Genomic DNA, 18852 nt, shown 5'->3' with positions numbered 1-18852 from the left:
GGCTTATGCCTCCTGATCTGAGCCGAGGTAAGAACGATCGACGCCCAGCAGGACTTTCAATGAGGTCGAAGCCACTCCCAATGCGATTCCAATCGTGATGGCCCGCATGCCGGGAGTGGTGAAAACGTCCATAATGATTTGCGAAAGATGCGGTAATCTAAAGTCACTGTAGTAGACTTCCTTGAAGCCCAGGATGGGTTCTTCGGGAAGCCAGCTGCCGGTAAGCCATTCGCCGGCATAGGTTCGTCCCAGCAGGACAATCACGGCGATGACCAGCAGAATCGTCGCTTCCGTGTTTTTGGCCCGGAAGGCACGAAATGCAGCGGATGAAATATAAAAGGCGAGCAGGGCGAACATGGTCGCTGAGAGTGGATAGAAAATATATTCGAACAGCCACCAGAAGGCGCTGCCTTCTTCCAGGAAATCCCCCGACCAGGGCAGCTCTGCGGCATTGATATTGGGATGCACGCCGACCTTGAATAACCCGACGAACAGGGTGATAAAAAACGCAATCAGCGTGACTGCAGCATAACCCCAGCCCGGTTGTTGCGCAGATATCTTCTGTAACTGCATCTTCAGCAGGTTTCCGCCGCCGAGAATGAACGCGAAGGCTGCCAGGATGTTAAACCAGGCCATCGCGGTATTTCCCCAGTCCACGAATTTGGGGATGAAGGCTGTGCCGATCAGCACGAAGCCTGTCACCGCAGAGATCAACAGGGGGATTGTCCGTTTCATTATTAAAAACCTCCCTTACCAAGGATGTTCTCTTTGATGTAGGTCTGCGCTGACTCCAGGGAAGTCGGTTCGCCCTGTTCTGCAGGAGCTGATTTAGCTTCAAAGGCAGCAAGGGTGGCAATCACGCAGCCAACGACCAGCACGATGCCTCCCACCAGCTTGCCGAAGTCCTGTCCCTTGAGACTCCCCAACTGCTGAGGTTCCCGTGACAGGTAGGCGGAAGCCGCGAAGAACTCTTCTCCGATCAAAGTGAAGTCGCAGGCTGCGACGAAGAAGGGGAGCTGGGTCGGCATGGCTGTGCCGGCAACCTGAATCGCGCCGACCGAATTTCCGGTTTCTGCCAGAATCAGGGACTCGGCGTAAAACGCACCCATATAGAAACAGGCGGCCGGTTTGTCTCGAACCATTTTGCCAGTCACGCTGGCGACATAGCCAAACTGCTCGTCGGTGATGTAGTAAATGTCGTCTTCGTTGTATTCATCGGGACGACCCGCGGCGAGGTATGCGGCTTCCACGGTATCGCGGGCGGTGGTCATCACCAGGGAGCGTGAAGTGGGAACTTCCAGGGTCGCCCGGTAGTCGGCGGTTGTTTCTGCGACCTGGGCCAGTACGGTGATGCCGGCGACGGTCTGGATATCGTTAATGTCCTGAATCCCGGGAACGAACAGACAGGAGCGTCCCATTTCGGTCGCGCGACCCACAGCATCGGTGATCGCTTCCAGACCGGCGATTTTGCGGACCTTGAGTTTCTTTCCCCGGCGGGCCATTTCGATGAACATGATGACGGACCCACAGATCAGGAGCACAAATATGGCAAACCAGCCCCGCTGCAGATTGAACCATTGCAGCTGCGCCACCACTGGTTGCTCGAGGACGACCGGCGTCGATGCCAATCCCTCCTGTCCGATTGCTTGAATCTGATACAGGTAAGGGACATCGGTTTCACAATTGGAATCCCGAAATGAATTGACACTATAGGTGGTCTCGCCAACAAGCTGGTACTCGTTCATATCCTTGACGACTTCGACAGTCATTTCTTTTCCGCCGACTTCGACCGTGAGCTTTGTTCCCGGTGTTAATGTTTTGGCATCACCGGTGAAAACCTTTCGCGAAATGACATATCGCAGGACTTTCCGCGGTTTGGTCTGTTCTTCATCGTCGGGAGAAAGAGTCCAGCTCAAATCAATGGCGGTCCCTGCATCTCCGGGGACATCCTGGGCCAGGAAGTTGGCAGGCGGAGCAGGAGCCTCGGCCCCCAGCACCGGTGACAGCAGCAGGCAGAGCATCAGCAGCGGAAGCAGCGCCTGTTTCAGCATATGATTAAATGAACTGATCATGGTTTATCCTTCGATGAGTTCTACATTGGCACGCGGGACAATCACTTTCTCACCCGAATCAAGAATGACTTCGAGTACCCGGGACTGGGAACCTGATTCCAGCGTTCTCAACTCGGTGGGCATCTCGCCGACTTCTCCCAGCAGCCCAAAATAGGGGTCGCGAATGATTCGGACCGGAACGCCGGTTTCCAGTAGACCGGAAGTGGCTTTAACGTCTTCCGCGGAAGAATCGGAGGTCATACTTTCATCCATGGGGATGACAATTTCAGGCCGGAGCACACCTGCCCGAATCTGAGTTGTCCCATTTACGGCGGCTTCCGCTCCCTCCCGCTCTTTGAGCAGGTTAAACGTCCGCTCGGCCATCGCGATGTCTCCGAATCCCTCGGTAATGATCAACGTGGTTCCAAGGTGCTCAGAACCGGTGACCGCGACGCCCAGGTCATAGCCCAGGATCTCTTTGAGGTCTTCGTCATCGATCCCACCCGAAACAATGGCGGCGGCCCCGAGTTCGATGCCACGTTTGACCGCGGTGCCGGTCATGCGGGCTCCGCCAATCACCACTTTACCTTTGATGGATTCGTCGAGCAGCTCTTCTGTCAGTGGCTGGTCTTTGGTCTGACAGGCAAACTGAATCGTGCCGTAAGCTTCTCCGCCGATTCCCAGGATTCCCTGTAGAAAGGTAACTTCGGATTCAATGACGACGCCCTGTTCGGGAATCACCTCTTTGACGACGCCTGCCTGATAGGCTCTTACTTGAATCGGCAGCGGTGCGCCGCGGAGGATCACCTGACCGGTGACATGCGAAATCGATTCGATGGTCCCTGCGGTTTTGGCTTTCGTTTCCGATTTGAAGAATCCAAAGATACCCTTACTGCGAGCCAGCAGGTCACCCACCTGGACTTCGTCTCCTTCCTTGAAGAGCATGCAGCCGGGAACTTCAGAGGGAGCGACCGAGATCTGGTTGGCAACGTTGATGGGAGTGACATCGCCGGGCATGAAGGTCTGAGCGACGATCTGCTGTGCGGAAACCTGTTCGCCGACCTTGACGAGCACATCGCCGGGGATCGGAAGAATCCGTCGACTGGAATGCAGCGTTTGCCTGCGTACCTGTAATCCTGGAGAATAAGCCTGTGTCATGGTGTGAGTTCTCTAAGTGACTTCCGGGTAAAGTTTCAGTTCTTCAACCCAGCTGTTAAGTTCAGCCAGATGTCGCGATTCATCTGCGGGGACCATAAGCGGTCTGCCGCGGGCATCCAGAATCAGGCCTACGGTTCCGCCCCGTGCTTTGAATTCAACGCGTTTGCCGGACCCTTCTCCAAAATCATAACCACGGCGGGGTTCAACCGTCACGGTGGCCCATTCATCATCGCCCAGGGGGAACAGCCGCATGTCGCCGCAAACCATCTCCCCCGATTCATTCAATGTTTTGCCAGTGATCTTGTATGCGAAACAGGTTTTACCAGCCTTGTAAAAACCGCGGGGAGCGATGCAGGTTCCCAGATAAATCAGACAGTCTCGTTCAAAGACCTGCAGGGCCGCAGCCGGATGAACCTGAGCCAGCACACCCAGGTGTGGCATCATGAAAATACTGTCCTTGGCCAGTACGGTCATGCCTTCCGGTTCAAAGGCATCAATCATCATGGCCGCCGTCTGTTGCATGTTGGGGGCATGTGAGAGTACGCCACCGGAACCCACGAGCAGATTCAGTTTCATATTGTCGACGATTGACTGGCCGCTGGTCTCCTGGCTGAAGGTGTCACCTACGGTCCGCTGCTGCTGCACCCCTTTGAGTGTCGTAGCGAATTCCTTGTGCTGGATGTATGCCAGCCTGAGTGCTTCCCGGGCCACGGCCTGCTCGAACACCAGCGCTTCCCTGGTCTGGGGAATGGTCGTGGGGCGAATCATTTTGTTCTTGATGTGATTCTGGAGGGCACGGGGATCCATATTCAGATGCACCCAGCGGAGAATCATGGGGAGTGTCGCGGAGGCACAAACGTTGGAGATGGAATAGCTCATGCCCAGGTTAGCACTCACGGTACGGTTGAAAGTGCCGTCAAAGACACTGAAGACATCGGTCGTGGCACCGCCGATGTCGACTCCCAGTGCATTGATTCCCTGGCGTTCCGCGATGGTTTGCAGGATATTTCCGACAGCTCCGGGAGTAGGCATGATGGGGGCATCGGCCCAGGAGATGAGTTTGTTGTAGCCCGGGGCATGGGCCATCACGTGTTCGAGGAAGAGATCGTGAATCGCATCGCGGGCAGGGGCCAGATTTTCCTGTTCCAGCACCGGACGCACGTTGGCGACTGTTGTCAGCTTGACGTCTTCGTCAAAGGCTTCTTCGACCAGTTCGGTCGCTTCCTGGTTGCCGGCGTAGATGATGGGCATCTTATAGGTGCCACCAAAGCGGGGCTGCGGCTTGGCAGGGGCGATCAGTTCTGCCAGCTGCACCACATGTTTCTGAGTTCCGCCATCGGTCCCTCCTGCGAGCAGAATCATATCGGGACGCAGTTCCCGGATTCGCTGGATCTGTTCGTGAGGCAGCCGTTTGTCGTTGGAACAGATCGTGTCCATCACGATGGCACCTGCCCCCAACGCGGCTCGTTTGGCACTGGCGGCCGACATTTCCCGCACAACGCCGGCGACCATCATCTGCAGTCCACCTCCCGCACTGGAAGTCGAGATATAGATGTCGCAGCCGACATCTCCCTGGGCAGGGCGAATGATTTCGCCGTTTTCATCAATCAGTTTGCGTCCCGCGAGTTCCCCGACTTCGGTTACGGCATTGACGACTCCTACGGTTACATCCGCGGCCGGCTCTTCGACCGTAGTCGGCGCTTCACCACGATAGGTCTGACGATATTCGCCATTCACTTTTTCGATCAGAATGGCTTTGGTCGTGGTACTGCCGCAGTCTGTGGCGAGAATCACATTGATTTGATCAGGATCAAGTTTTTTTTCTGTTGCGGAGTTCATTCTGTGACTCACCATCCATGTAAGCGGGAAAGCAGGGGACGCTGTGATCGCGCTGATTTGTCTCGGTCAGGAACCGTCTTCGGGACTTTGTGATGTACTGACGGGGGGCGGTTTCTGTGAAGTTGCAGCCGCTGGGGGTTCGGTTGTAACCTTGCTGAGGGTTTCCAGACGCTGGCACATCCATTCAATCGAGCCGCGTTTCTCCAGGAATTCTGCAAAGAGTTTTTGTGAGCGGGGCTCAATCAGGATGGAGAGAAACGGAGTGAAAAAGTGCAGAGCCTGCGCGCCGACGTAATTCAGGGGGCGACAGGTTTCCAGTGAGAGGATGGCGAGGGTGACCATGTCCCTGCGGACAATCTCGCGGCAGATGTAATCAGCGACTTTCTGCTGCTCAGCAGTCGGAGCGAAATCTTCCGGTCGTTCGATCGCGAAGGCGTTCGCGAGCCACTGTTTGATCATGACCATCCTAGCCCGAATCCCGGGTTCAGCGAAACGACGGGCGGAGATGCTCAGGGGAGAACAGTCCGTTGCTGCCGTGACTTTGAACGCGTTCTTATGATACCTGTTGTGGTGATTGATTGACGCAAGTTATTTGTCTGTTTGAGCTAAGTGTAACAATAGCAGGATGGAGCTCAAATGAAAATATTCTCTCGTCAGAAAAACGGATTCTGACTGAATCCTGATTCAGAGCGGAAGATGAGATTCGCTGGGCTGCGAGCGCTAGTTTAACTGGAAGAGTGTTCTGGCATTCTTCGTAGTGATCTCAGCCATCTCCTCGGGTGTCTTATCGTGAAGCTCTGCCAGGCAGGCACAGGTGTGTTTCACGAACGCGGGTTCGTTCCGTTTGCCCCGCTGCGGTACCGGTGCCAGATAGGGGGCATCGGTTTCAACGAGCAGGCGGTCGAGGGGAATCAGCCGTGCGGTTTCGCGCAGTTCGTCGTTTTTTTTGAAGGTCAGCATCCCGGCAAAGGAGATGTACATTCCCAGTTCCAGGCAGGCCGCCGCCGTTTCCGGTGTCCCGCAGAAAGAGTGCATCAGACCTTTGAATGGGGCCTGTGCTGCTTCGCGTTGCAGCAGATCGACGACATCGGCTTCCGCTTCCCGGCAGTGCACCACGAAGGGGAGATCACATTCGCGGGAAAGCTGAATATGTTTGCTGAAGTAGTCCTGCTGCAGGTCGATCGGAGCGTAGTCCCAGTAACGGTCCAGACCGGTTTCTCCGATGCCGACCACTTTGTCTGCGGTGGAGAGAGTCAGGATTCGCTCCCAGTCCCCCGGTTTCATCTGGGCGACATAATTGGGTTGAATGCCTACGACCGCATAAACCTGGGGAAAGGTGGCTGCCAGATCGACGGCCCGCTGACTGCTGTCGGCTGTGGTTCCGATGGTGAGAATGGTCTGGACGCCAGCCTCAAGGGCACGTTCCACAGTTTCATTGCGGTCAGGATGAAAGGCTTCCTCGTCGAGGTGGGCGTGGGTATCAAACAGAATCATGGCTGGTTCGGAATTCAGTTGGGAGCGGTAATCGGTTTCTTCGGGGGAGCGACTTTGCTGGCGTCCGTGGCAAAATTGATTGACTGAAAACCGGCTGCCAGGCAGGTGTCGTAAGTGCGAATCATTTCACCCAGCGGGACATCTTCGTTGATATCGAGGATCACCGGAATTTCAGGAGCCAGATCTGCCAGTTCGGTCAAAGTCTGTTTCAACTGGTCGAACTGAGCATACTCGCGATCATTTAATTCTACAATGGTCTGGTCATCACGGTATTTGAGTTTTAACCAGACTTCCCCCAGTGGTTTTTCCTGCGGTACCGTTTCCGTCGATTCAATACTGCCCGTGGCCAGTTCGGTGGGCAGCAGGAATTCCCGGATCTGGTTGGCCGAGGCACTGATAAAGAAGATCAGCAGCAGAAACACCACGTCGATCATCGGCGTCATGGTGGCCTGATCCTGGATATCAGAGCGACTGTGGTGATGTGAGGGAATTTTCATAATGCTGTAATTCAGTCATTCAGTACGGCAAACTGCACATTGGAAATCCCGGCGCGGGCACAACTGATTAAGACCCGTTCGACAATGCGATAAGGAATATGTCGATCGCCGCGAATTCGGATTTCTGTCTCTTTCCGTTTATCTTCATCGAGTGAAATTAACTGCGCGTCCAGTTCTTCCGGTGAAATATCATTCCCCCTCAGATGTAGTTTTTCATCCGGGGTGATGGTGATGATGATACGTCGAGGGGCTTCTTCCGGTTCGGTTTCGTTCTGAGACGCTTCCGGGAGTTCAACCGCTTCCAGCTTTTCATTTTGAGTTAAGTGCGTCGCAGCCAGAAAGAAGACAATCAGCAGAAAGACGATGTCAATCAGCGGAGTGATATTGAACCGAATGCCGGCCTGACGGGGACGCGTGGGAATTCTCACGTTTCCTGGCCTCCGGGCGGGGGAGCCGGACGGGCCGTCTGTTGATTGGCCATCCGTTGTGCCAGTTCTTCTTCTGCACGTTTACGAGGTTGCTTGGGAAGCGGCTTGCTGCCGAGAACCGTAGCGTGTTTGAAGTCTGCAAAAACATGTTCGGCCAGCAGTGAGGACTGGGCGACCAGTTCGTCGATCCGGTTTCGGAAGAACGCGAAACTGGCCAGTGCGGGAACCGTGACACTCAGACCGAACAGGGTTGTGATCAGCGCCTTGGAGATCCCGGGGGCGAGTTCGGCGACATCAGGATTCGCTTTCGCTGTGAATTCCGAGAACGCGAGGATCATCCCCCAGACGGTACCCAGCAGCCCCAACATGGGGGAGAGGGTACCAATCACGGACAGGTATTCAATTTTACGATTCAGGCGGGCAGACTGCTGCATGGCGGCGTCTTCCATCGCTTTCTCGACCGCCCCATATCCCATTTGAACTTCAGACAGACCGGCGGAAAGGATATAGGACAGGAAGCTGGGATTCGATTTGCAGACCGAGTCGGCACTGCGATACTGCTGCTGCGCGATCAGGGAGTGGACTTCCTCTGCGAGTCCGGGGGGCATCAGCGCGTTGCTGCGAATACTGATGAGATGCTCGACAATCAGTGCGACCATCGCGATGCTGAGCACGGCGATAATGATACCGATGGTTCCCGCATCATCGACCAGTTGACGCAGATCGACTTTTGATACTTCGGAAGCACCAGCGTCCCCCGGATCATCAGCTGCCAGGCAGGGAGCGGGCGTCAACAGGCTCAGGCAGCAGAGCAGGCAACAGAGTGCGAATCTCTTCAGTGGTGATTTACTGCGATCCATCAAAATATTCTTTTCCAGTGTGTTCGTGAATTCAAAGGGTTGTTTTCCCGAGATCAGTTTTTCTGACCCGCTTCCTGCATCAGTTGATTGATCATCTGCTCGGCCATCTGTCGTGCTGTCGTTGTTGGATAACGGGCGACGGTTTCCTGGTAGAGCCGCAGGGCATTGGCTGACTGTCCCATGGCCTTGAGAGAATCGGCGGCCTTGAGGCTGGCGTCTGCGGACAGCTGCGGATTCGCAGGATAACCCAGGGGGACCCAGAGATACCAGGCTGCGGCCTGGCCGTGGCGGTCGAGTTGAGCGTAGCCCGCACCGAGCAGATAACAGGGACCGCCCCGCAGGTGTTCCGGGATCAGTTTCAGATTCCGTTCCCAGCGCTGCAGTTCCAGCAGACTGATGTCACCTGCCCGCAGTCGGAGTCGCCAGAGTTGGGCGCGTGCCAGTTGCTGGATATTCCGATTGGTACTGGTGGCCAGGGAACGCAGAGTTGCTTCCGACTGGGCCGCAAAATCCGGGGCTGTCAGCAGAATGCTGGCTCCGAGCAGTTGTCTGACTTCGTTGGGATCCGTCAACCAGCTTCGCGCTGCACTGCGAGCTGGAGAGAGGCTTTCACTGATCGACCAGTCGAGGGGAATCAGCTCGAAGTAGCGGGCGTCCGGCTCATGTTCGACCATGGTCTGGAAGCGAAGTGCCGCTTTCAGGATGTCCCCCTGAAACAGGGCCGCTTTAATCAGCTGGGCCAGAATCTCGCGTCGGACCCAGGTGCGGTTTTCGATATTCAACGCTTCACTGAAGGACTGAGTGGCTTTGTCGTATTTGCCCTGGTGCATCTGTTCCAGACCGCGCTGGTGAGATTCTGTCTGGGGCGTATGCACCTTGACGATTTCCGAGCCGGGATAGGTGCGGACCGTACCGCTGGGCAGCAGCTTGACTTTGATTTCTGACTGGGTGAAATCGAGAATCGTGCAGGGTAGAGTTGCCTGACCCACATGATGATCGGGGCGGACTTCGATCTTATCCTGCGCAGCGGCTGAACTGGTGAACCCGGTCAGGGCTGCCACAGTCAGGATCATGATCAAAAAAGTACACTTCATCAATTCCGGCTTTCCAATACTCGGGACAGGTTACTCCGCAGCCGTGGGGGCCGCCTGATCCGGGGGAGTCGGTTGTGGATCGGAATTCTGCTGCTTAGGTTCCCTGGTAAAGAGCCAGGAGATCAGCATCAGAATCGCACCGCCGGTAATTGCCATGTCGGCTACGTTAAATATACCAGTCCGCAATGGACCGAGACCAATATTCAGGAAGTCAATGACGATACCGTTGAGAAACACACGGTCAATCAGGTTGCCGATCCCTCCTGCCAGCAACAGGGAGAGTGCAATAAACTGAACCAGAGGCATCTGCCAGCGGAAGATCAGCATACCGGCGACAATCAATAGAAAGGCGGCGTTGGCCACGACCAGCAGGAAGAAGCGGACCGGTTTAGAGAGACCACTGCCGACACTCAGGAAGGCCCCGGTGTTCTCGGCATATTCCATGCGGAGTGTATTATTGAAATAGGTAAGGGGGCGTTTGTTCTGCAGATTCTCGACCGCAATCTTCTTCGTGTACTGATCACAGCCTACGCAGAAGATCAGGCAGATCAGCAGCAGGGTATAGCGGGTCGCTTTAGAAACCGTGGCGGACATGCAGCAGCAACTTTCTCAGAGGTTAGATGAATCCAGAGAAGATCAGCAGAGTCAAAAGTGCTGACCTTCTAGCGTTTGATAATAAATTTACGGACATTGTAATAGCGGTAACTGCCTCGATTCTGTCGCGCGAGCTTATCGAGGGAATTCCCCTCTTTCACCGGAAAGCCCTCGCCGAATTCGATGCAGTGAATCTTCGCTTTACCAGCATTCAGACGGCGAATTTCATTCAGATCTGCACTGGAGAGCTGGGGATGTTTCGCGTCCGTGAGAAAGAATATGACATCTGGGTGAAAACTTAAAGCTCTCTTTAAGGCAGGCAGGTGATCAGTGCCCCCATCGGGCTCGACACTCTGGATAAACTGACGTGCGAGCGTGCGGTTGATGTCCGAAGCATAAGGCATTTCGGAGTCGTTTCCGCGGTGTTTCATCGCCCGGGTGGTTGTATTGTAGAAGATGATCTGGAACTGCTGATGATGATTGAGCCCGGACAGACTGGCAATGAGCTCAGAACGGGCCTTGCGGATCGGGGCGCCCTGGGGGGCAGCCATACTGCCTGAGCAGTCCATGACGAACACGAACCGCTTGCCGGAATCGACGGCGTCAAAAAAGTTCACTTTTCCAGAACCCATCACAGGTGGAGCCAGGGCTGCTGCAGGTGACATTACCAGATCGCTGGTGGGATCTGAATTGGGGGAGTTCGGGAGATTCGGAGACTGCACCGGACCTGCTCCCAGCAGCTTGGTGTTGAGTTCAGGTAATTGTGGATCCACGGGCGGTTTCTGGTCCATGACCTCCGTCACCTGTGGTTGCGCCAGCGGAGTCGGCTGGTTTTCAAGCGTTTCCTGTGGTTCCTGATCCGCGTCTTCCGGCTGATCAGCATCGGGGGATTGTTTGACGTAGATACCTACACTACGGAGTTCACCTTCATCGCCGCCGGTCTGGCCACTATCACAGCGGTTGAGGCTGGAGATCAGAATCAGCAGAATCAGCGAATGAATGGCCAGTGAGGCAGCCCAGCTCGGAACCACCAGCAGAGGCGAGTTTTTCTGCCAGCGGGAGGTTCGCTGTTCAAGTTCTGTTAATGCTGCCGGCATGAGGAGTGGTCCGCAGGTCTAACTGGCTTCCGGAAAGGATCAAACGCAGGTCTAAGTTCATTAAGTGTATGATATTTCAGAGTTTAATGTGAGACCAGATTGCCAGGACTCCCTCGATTCCACCCGAAAGCGTGATAGAACGGGAGCCCGGCTACGTTTCATACGTGTTTATTGGCTTAACTGTTTAAGGTATTGATGAGTGATATCCACCGGAAACACACCATCGGGTGGTTCATACGCGAATTGAGTCGCAGCAATAGGTGCATTCAGGGTCACCTTGCTGAAATTCAGGGTCACCATACTCTCCATGGTTTCCTGGTTCTTTTTCAGATAGACAATCCGGCGTGGAAACAGGGTGTCCGGATCGAGATAAATTCTGACTCCATCCGGCACATAAGCGGGTAACTGAGCCGGGGCATTGGGATCTCCCCCTTTAAACTGCGCGAGAAAGCCTTCTTTCCAGCTTCCATTCAGAACGGTCAGGGTTTTGCCGCTGATGGTTCGTTCCGCGACGCTTTCAAACTCCATGTTCTTCTGAATCGCAGCTAACAGCCCGGGGAGCCCCCCCAGACCGAGTTCTGCCACCAGCAGATTTGGTTGGGAATTGGGGTTCATCTGGGCCTGTTTCAGGATCGCCTGTACATCACGGCGGGTGACTCGTGAATTCCCTTTTATATTGTGTTCGGTCCAGAGAACCTGTCCATCACAGATTTCGAGCAGGGTTCCAACCGGTTTTCCGTCCTCTTTACGACTTTGAACCTCGAATTCCAGTCTGAGTTTCAGATCCTTTCCCTGCAGATACTTCCCTTTTATATGAAACGGTTTGGGACCGATCTGCACCGTTTCCGTGATTTCTGCCTGGATCGAGCTGTAAGCCAGCAGTTTCTCCCTCGATTTTTTGAGGAGTGCCTCTGCATAACCCGGATTTTTTTTCAGATTCTTTTCGCCTGAAGAATCACCTTCCGGGACCTCTGCGGGACTGCTTTCGGGATCTGCCAGGGCCAGACTCGCCTGGGGGGCTGTCGCTGTATCCTTATTAGCAGCAGCAGCTTGTGATAACTGTTCCCAGGGGAAATAGTTGTAGAGTCCTGCCAGTAACAGGATGCCGACCATAAAAGTTAAATTGCGTAACATGTTCTAATTGTTCGGAAAAAAACGAATTTATCAAAGAATCAGACCGCTTCGGTCCGAAAACAGATGTATGAGGTCATCCATGTACCTCTAGCTGGCTGGAGTATGCAGTCAGCAGGCCGTACAGCTCAGAGTGTTGCGTTGAAATTCAGGGTCTTTGCATTTTAACGGATATTCGGGTTTGGGGTCGACCTGAAAACTGAGTCTTTTTTGAACCGTACGTCGACCGTTCCCAATTCCCAGGAATCGACGTCTGTGTTTGTGATGGGCGGTTCTTCACTTAACTAGTCGCATTATTCGTCGTGGGGTATTCGAACAAGGGGTCATGATGAAGTACTACTTCCTGGCTTTAGGTACATTGGTTGTTGTCTGTGTTGGCTGTGCAGCCGACGGACAGCAGGTTATTAAAAAGGGTGAGTATGTTGCTCCACCCGCTGCCATGATGCAGCGGCCGGGGCCAATGGTGGATGGACCAGGTCCCGGCGTATTGCCGATGCTGGCACCACCACCAGCCAGTGCATTCGCTGCACGGACATCACAGATTCGGTTTGTGGGTCCCGCTGGCATGAAAGTGGGCTGGCAGGTTGCGGAAGGTTATGCCGAAAACCAGATCACCGCTCCTGGACGTTACAACTTTAACCAGGGGGCAACCTACCGGTTAAAGCTGTCTCACATCCCAGGCCGCTCAATTCCGGCACTGTATCCTTCACTGCAGGTTTATCCGTCGCATCCGACGACCGATGCTTACCTGTCACACAACAGTATTCCTCTGGAAATCACTCCGGAAGACCTGGATCAGGTTGAAAGTAACAACTTTGTTACCAAGGTCATCTACCTGCCGGATGAAAAATTCCAGGAACTGGCAATCGCCGGTGTCGAAACTCTGGTTTCTACCCGTCTTGATCCCGGTGTAGACCCTGTCGCAGAAGCAGATCGTCGCGGTACGATCATGGCTGTCCTGCGGATGGGTAACATGGATCTGGAGATGCCCTCCGGTGACGGTGGAAACGAAACAGTATCACAGGTCTCTTACGATGGTGACGCAGGAGCTCACATGGCTCCCATGCCGATCCCCGGAGATACCATTGGTGTGACTTCCGGTGTCCCGGTTCCGACCATGGTCGGAGGAATGGGAGCACCTGGTCAGCCGGCTTACAACCCGATTGCAGGCATGGGACCAACTCCCGCCTGGGGTATGCCGATGACCGGTACACCGATCGGATTGCCCGGACCTCCTCACATTCCGCTGGGGGGACCTGCCAGTCTGAAATCACACACCATTCGGAACGTCTCCAAGACCAATCTTCCGAAACCGGTTGATCACTTCCTGATCGATGTCAAACAGGATCCGGCTCCAAGCCTGCCGAAACCTGTCAAGTACATCCAGTACTCAGAAAGTCATCCGGTACACTCTCCAGGCCAGGTATCGTATCCTCGTACGATGGCTCCCGGCCCGGGATATTAAAAGACTCAGGACCCACGCAGCACTCCCTGTCGCCTGCAGGGAGTGCTGCCCCTTGTCTTTTCGATTGCACTTCTGCTCTACCTGTTTCCTCTCCTGCTTCGCAACCGTCTTGATTTTTCTCCTGTCATCCTTTCGGACAACTGATTGTAGAAAATTTCTGTTATGACAAGTTTCATTCGACAAAACCGATCACGCTTATTAGCCATGCTGTTAATGACCATGATCGTTTTTGTCATGGATCTGCAGACCGCCTGGTCGCAGCAGATGGTTGGCGGACGGCAATACAATGTGGGGAACCGGTTCTACCATCCCCTCAATCAGCGCACGCCTCCGGGAGTTGCCGGCCAGTGGGCCGCTCTCTCGGGTCAGGTTCAGGAAGGCTATGTTCAGCCGATGCGGGTTTCGCTGCCCTCCAAAGGAACTGTCACTTTCTATGTGAATGGTCCCGAGCAGACGATTCGGAAAGCATCACCTGCTCCGATTGGCTTTGCCGTCGGTTATGTCTATCGCGTTAAAATCAGCGACATGCCTGAATTTCCGGGTGTCGAGCTGTATCCGACGATTGAACTCATCGATCGCCTGCATCCACCTGCGGGACTGGCAGAACAGTATCCCGTGCCGGTGAGCATTACCGAAGAAGATATCGAACTGGTCATGTCTGGTAGAATGGTTTCCAAGGTTGTGTACCTGGAACGTCCCCAGACTGCGGTTCCAGCGACTTATCAGAAACAGCCGACACAATCGATCTCAGCGCAGAAGAATCTGATCGCCGAGGCCGATCTGTTAGGGCGTCCGATGTTGATCTTACGAATTGGCGGCCGACTGCCTTCAACGCGTGGTGAAGATCCCGCGTTTTATGGTGGAGCTCCTGTAGTCGAATTACAGGCTCCGGCTGACCAGAACTGAGAATGGTGTAAGTGAAGGAAATCCCGTGTTGAATCTGTCGTACCGAAAATTGAGAGGAGCATCGCGAGTGCAGCGTGTCTGCTCTGCGGCTGCGATGATACTGCTGAGTGTCAGTAGCGGGTGTTCCAGTCTGTCGCCTGTCACGGGATCTCTCCCCTGGGGCAAACAGACCGCTTCACCCATCGAACAACAGCCTCCTGCCATCGAGCATGCCGACTTTGATGCCAGTGTCGGAGCGGCTCGTCTTTCCGCGCCTGCGAAACAGCCTGCAGCTGCCTCACCGATTCAACAGGTCGCTTATCAGCAACCGATGCCTGCTGCCTGTCCTCCGCGTCCTGCATACTGCGAGTTTTCACCTGCGGTTCAGAGAGATTACACATTGCCCGCGGGCAGCGATCCGGAAATGGTCAGAATGTACCCCGACGAATATCTGTTCGACGGCGGTGATCGCGAAAACCCCGTCCATTATGATGACTACAGCCGCCTGGGACTGGATACCGAAGATACCATCGTGGAATACCAGACCCACAAAGGCAATCACGAAGTCAAGAAATCAAACCGGGTCGCAGTCTACGCACCTCGTTTCGCTGCGATCCGCACAGCCAGCACTCCTCTGTCCGGAACATCAATCGATGCTCTGGCCACCACGGAAGATACCGTTAAAGGCGTCGGCATCGATGCTCGAACTGTAATCTCTCAGCACAAACAGCGTGAGCAGCTCGAAGGCATCCGCATGCGTTCCCGCGCCAGTGGCGTCGAGACCGAACAACAGCAGGGCGCTGTGGGACAGACGGCCTTACTGGGCGGTCATACTAAGCTGACCAACCTCTACCAGGATACAGGCACCGAAACCACCGGACAGTTCGAACAGTCGGACGAAGCACGCATCGCTTACCAGGTTCAGGCCGCAGCTATCTGGTCTCGAGCTCAATTCCCTGTCATCGCGATTCGCTCCCAGTCGGCTCACTCTTCGAAGAGTGCCGTCAAGCCGGAAGAATACGTTGGCATCGAAGACAAACGTAAAACCGAAGGTAATCTGCAACTCATCAAAATGGCTGACAAGAAAAATGCCAAGCCGGGTGACGAGATCCTGTTTACCATCAAATATGAAAACGTGGGTGACTTCGATGTCGAAGGCATCAAGATCGTCGACAACCTGACACCGCGTCTGGAATATATCGAAGACAGTGCCACCTCAGACAGAGCAGGCCGGCTCATCGTCGAAGACAATCAGGAAGGCAGCCTCATCCTGACCTTCGAAGTCGATGAAACCGTCAAAGGACATACCGGAGGTGTCGTCACCTTCAAGGCTCGGGTTCGCTAAACCGGAACCGGTAACAATACCCTTAGTGGATTCCCGCGAATCCAAAGCCCGCTAGGCAACTTGCCGAGCGGGCTTTTTCTTTGGTTTCAGCGCCAACCCTCTGCTGCCGCTTATCAGGGCAGAGCGTGCGCCCACCACGGGCAGAGTGCTAACGAGCGTGTGTTTCAATTTACTACAGGGTGAGGTGTTTTACTGCACCTTTTTGCGACTCCTGAATTTAACAGTCTCTTTAATTATATGATTCTCAATTTAATAAGTGTCATGATATCAATAGCTTATGGTTAATGTTCTTTATGTGGCGATCCGATCACTTCGCTGGCATTTCGGAGCCCGCTGATTGGCACATGAATTGCCAGAATATGTTTGCGTCAAGCATCTGAAACGTAATACAGCACTCGGGACTTTGTTGTTCTCTTACTTATTTTTTTCTTCTGCTGCTGCGTTTCCTGTCCCTTTCATAAGGATGAGTACAAGATGACGGTTCAACAGGGAGGCATACTCCAGGTTTACCATGCCGGTCCACTCTGTGTGGCAGGGTTTGGCGGGAAGGATATCCTTGATACGTTCAGCGTAAAAGATATTCGAGACGAATTGCTGGAACTGGTCAAAGAAAATCAGTGTGAAACACTGGCTCTCGACCTCACCGGCGTCAAATTGATTCCGAGCGGCATGCTCGGACTGCTGGCTTCCATGCGTGATCTCAACATCGACATCCATTTGTACAACCCCTCGGAAGATATCCGCGAGGTCCTGGAAATCACAAAGCTGAACCAGTTCATGCATCTGCATGATGTCGAAATCCCTTACTGATTTTTTCTACCATTCGAAGTCATTAGCGAAGGTCAACTCCGGTTGGCCTTCGCTTTTTTATTGTCCCCATCACCGCTGACGCGAAACGTCCCTCCCAAGACACAGACGACACATTCATACCCGCCTGTCGATCTGCTTCCCTGAAAATCACCGGCACGCAACTGAACAGACTGGACTTGATCGACGCTTTCCGAATCGTATTCTTGTGCAATTGTGCTTCGCGCGCGAGGCGGACGATGCGTGCACTGGAACACAACGCACTAATAACACAACAGCACCTGAATCGCCGTCGATTTTCACTACATCTGCACTGGAATAAAAATCAGCGGTTCCCCATGTCTCGTAAGATTTCAAATCATTTCGGAGCAACCTCAGAGCATTTCGCAGCAGATTCTCCAGCAACTCACACGATTTCACCGTCCTCCCATAGCACAATCTCCGCTTGACCCAGCGACGCCCTTTCTCAAAATACAATCCAAACATAACGGTCCCCCCAAAAAACTGAGCGGCAAGGCGCTTACCGCCGGTAATCAGTCTTGCCGACTACAAGAATCAAGTAACATCATCTATCCACTCACAAAAAGTAGGGGAGGACCCATGTGTCCTCCCGCCTGGCGACAATGAATCCAGTTCCGAATCTGAAGGCCACCATCTGATCGGGGTACCCGGAGCAGTTGCCCCAACAATCTTACGAATCGCCACCCACCACGCGACCTGAAAACCGAACACATGGTGCACAACCACACGAACTCCTTTTATCAGGGACAATTCGCAACCGACCGGGTATAGTAGGCGTAGTGTGTCTCCCGAACTCCGTTCCGGGCACACTCCCGCGACAACCCATACAGCAGGAAATAAAATCCCGATGTCCCGCATTCATCCCGCACGTTGGCAGACCGTCGAACAACTCGTCGATCAGTATTGTGAATCCGGTCAGGTTCCCGCGATCGCCTTGCAGGTCATCACCGGTGAAACCACATGCCACTATCGCCAGGGGCGGCAGTCTGTCAAAGATGTCTACGGCACCCTGCGTGACGATGCGATCTTCCTGGTGGCCTCCATCACCAAACCCATCGTCGTGCTCGGCGTGCTCAAACTGCTCGAACAGGGGGAACTGCTGCTCAACGACCGCGTGAAACAATACATCCCTGAATTCGGTTGTGCCGGCAAACACGGAATAACGATCCGCCATCTGATGACACACACTTCAGGCCTGCCCGACATGTTGCCCAATAACCGGGAACTGAGATCAGCGCAGGCACCGCTCTCCGAATTCGTCAGTCAGATCTGTGAACTGACGCCCGACGAACCACCCGGTCGGATCGTGCAGTATCAAAGTACCGGCATCGCGATTCTCGGCGAACTGATCCAGCGCCTCACAGGCAAGTCGGCTCCCCAGTATCTGCAGGACGAACTCTTCCAGCCGCTGGAGATGCACGACACCTCCCTGGGCGTTCCCCCCGCATGGTCAGAAGGAGATGCGGCCCGCCTGGAGCGCATCGTCGAAATCCATGTGCCCCCGGAATTGAATGTGGAGCCCCATTGGGACTGGAACAGTTCCTACTGGCGCGGCTTTGGTGCTCCCTGGGGCGGACTCTTCACAACCCCCGCGGACCTGGGAAAGCTGGTCGACATGCTGCAGCAGCAGGGACTGGCTCTGGATCAGCGTCTCTTCTCCGGGCAAACGATCCACCAGGCAACCCGTGACCAGTTGCCTGAAATTCCCGGCCTCTCGGAAACCGCCCGTCAGGGAAAAGGCTGGGGACTGGGTTGGCAGATCGTGACCCGGGCCAAAAGCGATTACTATGGCGATCTCCTCTCTGACCAGGCATATGGACACGGCGGCGCAACGGGAACAGTTCTCTGGATCGATCCTCAACTCGATGCCGCCGCCATCATCCTGACGACCGAACCCCAGGAACCACACGGCCGGTACCTGGCCCGCTTGAGCAACGCCATCGTAGCCGCCATCGAAGTGTAGTTGAAGTTTTGGATCCGCTCTGACGTCAATAAATTATTCTCCGTTATAGGTTGATCTTTGATGAACACGGCTTCGCTGATGCGCCTCTATCAGCATTATTGTTGCTTTGCCGATTTTATTCGC

18 protein-coding genes are annotated in these 18852 nt (G+C 54.4%); 5 read left to right on the top strand and 13 right to left on the bottom strand.

Annotation, left to right across the window (positions count from 1 at the left end; translation table 11 throughout):
* Positions 1–3: 3 nt before the first annotated feature.
* The 13 genes from FYZ48_RS22840 to FYZ48_RS22780 all read right to left on the bottom strand — a co-directional run bounded on the left by FYZ48_RS22840 (position 4) and on the right by FYZ48_RS22780 (position 12246).
* Positions 4–735, bottom strand: a complete 732-nt coding sequence (locus tag FYZ48_RS22840; RefSeq protein ID WP_149344672.1) for a hypothetical protein — start codon at positions 733–735, stop codon at positions 4–6.
* Between the two features lie 2 nt (positions 736–737).
* Complete coding sequence (locus FYZ48_RS22835) at positions 738–2072, bottom strand: DUF6754 domain-containing protein (RefSeq protein WP_149344670.1); 1335 nt, start codon at positions 2070–2072, stop codon at positions 738–740.
* A 3-nt stretch (positions 2073–2075) separates the two neighbouring features.
* A complete protein-coding gene (locus FYZ48_RS22830; protein ID WP_149344668.1) occupies positions 2076–3209 on the bottom strand; it encodes a hypothetical protein in 1134 nt (377 codons plus the stop codon).
* 12 nt (positions 3210–3221) lie between these two features.
* Positions 3222–5048 carry a glutamate mutase L gene (locus FYZ48_RS22825; RefSeq protein WP_149344666.1) on the bottom strand — a complete coding sequence of 609 codons (1827 nt, stop codon included), beginning with the start codon at positions 5046–5048 and terminating at the stop codon, positions 3222–3224.
* Between the two features lie 66 nt (positions 5049–5114).
* Positions 5115–5513, bottom strand: a complete 399-nt coding sequence (locus FYZ48_RS22820) for a hypothetical protein (RefSeq protein ID WP_149344664.1) — start codon at positions 5511–5513, stop codon at positions 5115–5117.
* A gap of 255 nt (positions 5514–5768) precedes the next feature.
* Positions 5769–6542, bottom strand: coding sequence for a TatD family hydrolase (locus tag FYZ48_RS22815; protein WP_149344662.1), 774 nt, complete (start codon positions 6540–6542; stop codon positions 5769–5771).
* A 14-nt stretch (positions 6543–6556) separates the two neighbouring features.
* Positions 6557–7039, bottom strand: a complete 483-nt coding sequence (locus FYZ48_RS22810; RefSeq protein ID WP_149344660.1) for an ExbD/TolR family protein — start codon at positions 7037–7039, stop codon at positions 6557–6559.
* 11 nt (positions 7040–7050) lie between these two features.
* Complete coding sequence (locus tag FYZ48_RS22805) at positions 7051–7467, bottom strand: ExbD/TolR family protein (protein ID WP_145188048.1); 417 nt, start codon at positions 7465–7467, stop codon at positions 7051–7053.
* Positions 7464–8327 (bottom strand): MotA/TolQ/ExbB proton channel family protein, encoded by an 864-nt coding sequence (locus tag FYZ48_RS22800; protein ID WP_149344658.1) that lies wholly within the window; start codon positions 8325–8327, stop codon positions 7464–7466. Before FYZ48_RS22800 ends, FYZ48_RS22805 begins: the two co-directional genes overlap by 4 nt.
* 53 nt (positions 8328–8380) lie before the next feature.
* Complete coding sequence (locus FYZ48_RS22795; protein ID WP_149344656.1) at positions 8381–9421, bottom strand: tetratricopeptide repeat protein; 1041 nt, start codon at positions 9419–9421, stop codon at positions 8381–8383.
* Between the two features lie 30 nt (positions 9422–9451).
* Complete coding sequence (lspA, locus tag FYZ48_RS22790) at positions 9452–10015, bottom strand: signal peptidase II (protein ID WP_149344654.1); 564 nt, start codon at positions 10013–10015, stop codon at positions 9452–9454.
* 68 nt (positions 10016–10083) lie between these two features.
* Positions 10084–11112 carry a hypothetical protein gene (locus FYZ48_RS22785; RefSeq protein WP_145441557.1) on the bottom strand — a complete coding sequence of 343 codons (1029 nt, stop codon included), beginning with the start codon at positions 11110–11112 and terminating at the stop codon, positions 10084–10086.
* A gap of 168 nt (positions 11113–11280) precedes the next feature.
* Complete coding sequence (locus FYZ48_RS22780; RefSeq protein ID WP_149344652.1) at positions 11281–12246, bottom strand: LolA family protein; 966 nt, start codon at positions 12244–12246, stop codon at positions 11281–11283.
* Between the two features lie 325 nt (positions 12247–12571).
* On the opposite strand from FYZ48_RS22780, the gene FYZ48_RS22775 reads away from it, so the two are divergent.
* The 5 genes from FYZ48_RS22775 to FYZ48_RS22755 all read left to right on the top strand — a co-directional run bounded on the left by FYZ48_RS22775 (position 12572) and on the right by FYZ48_RS22755 (position 18729).
* On the top strand, positions 12572–13708 hold the full coding sequence (locus FYZ48_RS22775) for a hypothetical protein (RefSeq protein WP_145046372.1): 1137 nt from the start codon (positions 12572–12574) through the stop codon (positions 13706–13708).
* A 162-nt stretch (positions 13709–13870) separates the two neighbouring features.
* Positions 13871–14614 (top strand): hypothetical protein, encoded by a 744-nt coding sequence (locus FYZ48_RS22770; RefSeq protein ID WP_149344650.1) that lies wholly within the window; start codon positions 13871–13873, stop codon positions 14612–14614.
* 67 nt (positions 14615–14681) lie between these two features.
* Positions 14682–15938 carry an isopeptide-forming domain-containing fimbrial protein gene (locus FYZ48_RS22765; protein WP_149344648.1) on the top strand — a complete coding sequence of 419 codons (1257 nt, stop codon included), beginning with the start codon at positions 14682–14684 and terminating at the stop codon, positions 15936–15938.
* 474 nt (positions 15939–16412) lie between these two features.
* Entirely contained in the window at positions 16413–16748 is a 336-nt protein-coding gene (locus FYZ48_RS22760) for an STAS domain-containing protein (protein ID WP_145042134.1), read from the top strand.
* A gap of 865 nt (positions 16749–17613) precedes the next feature.
* A complete protein-coding gene (locus FYZ48_RS22755) occupies positions 17614–18729 on the top strand; it encodes a serine hydrolase domain-containing protein (protein ID WP_149344646.1) in 1116 nt (371 codons plus the stop codon).
* Positions 18730–18852: the final 123 nt, after the last annotated feature.

The sequence above is a fragment of the Gimesia chilikensis genome (assembly GCF_008329715.1).
Taxonomy (GTDB): Bacteria; Planctomycetota; Planctomycetia; order Planctomycetales; family Planctomycetaceae; genus Gimesia; species Gimesia chilikensis.
Note: the sequence above shows the minus strand (reverse complement) of the source record. Positions and strands in the feature narration are given on the sequence as shown.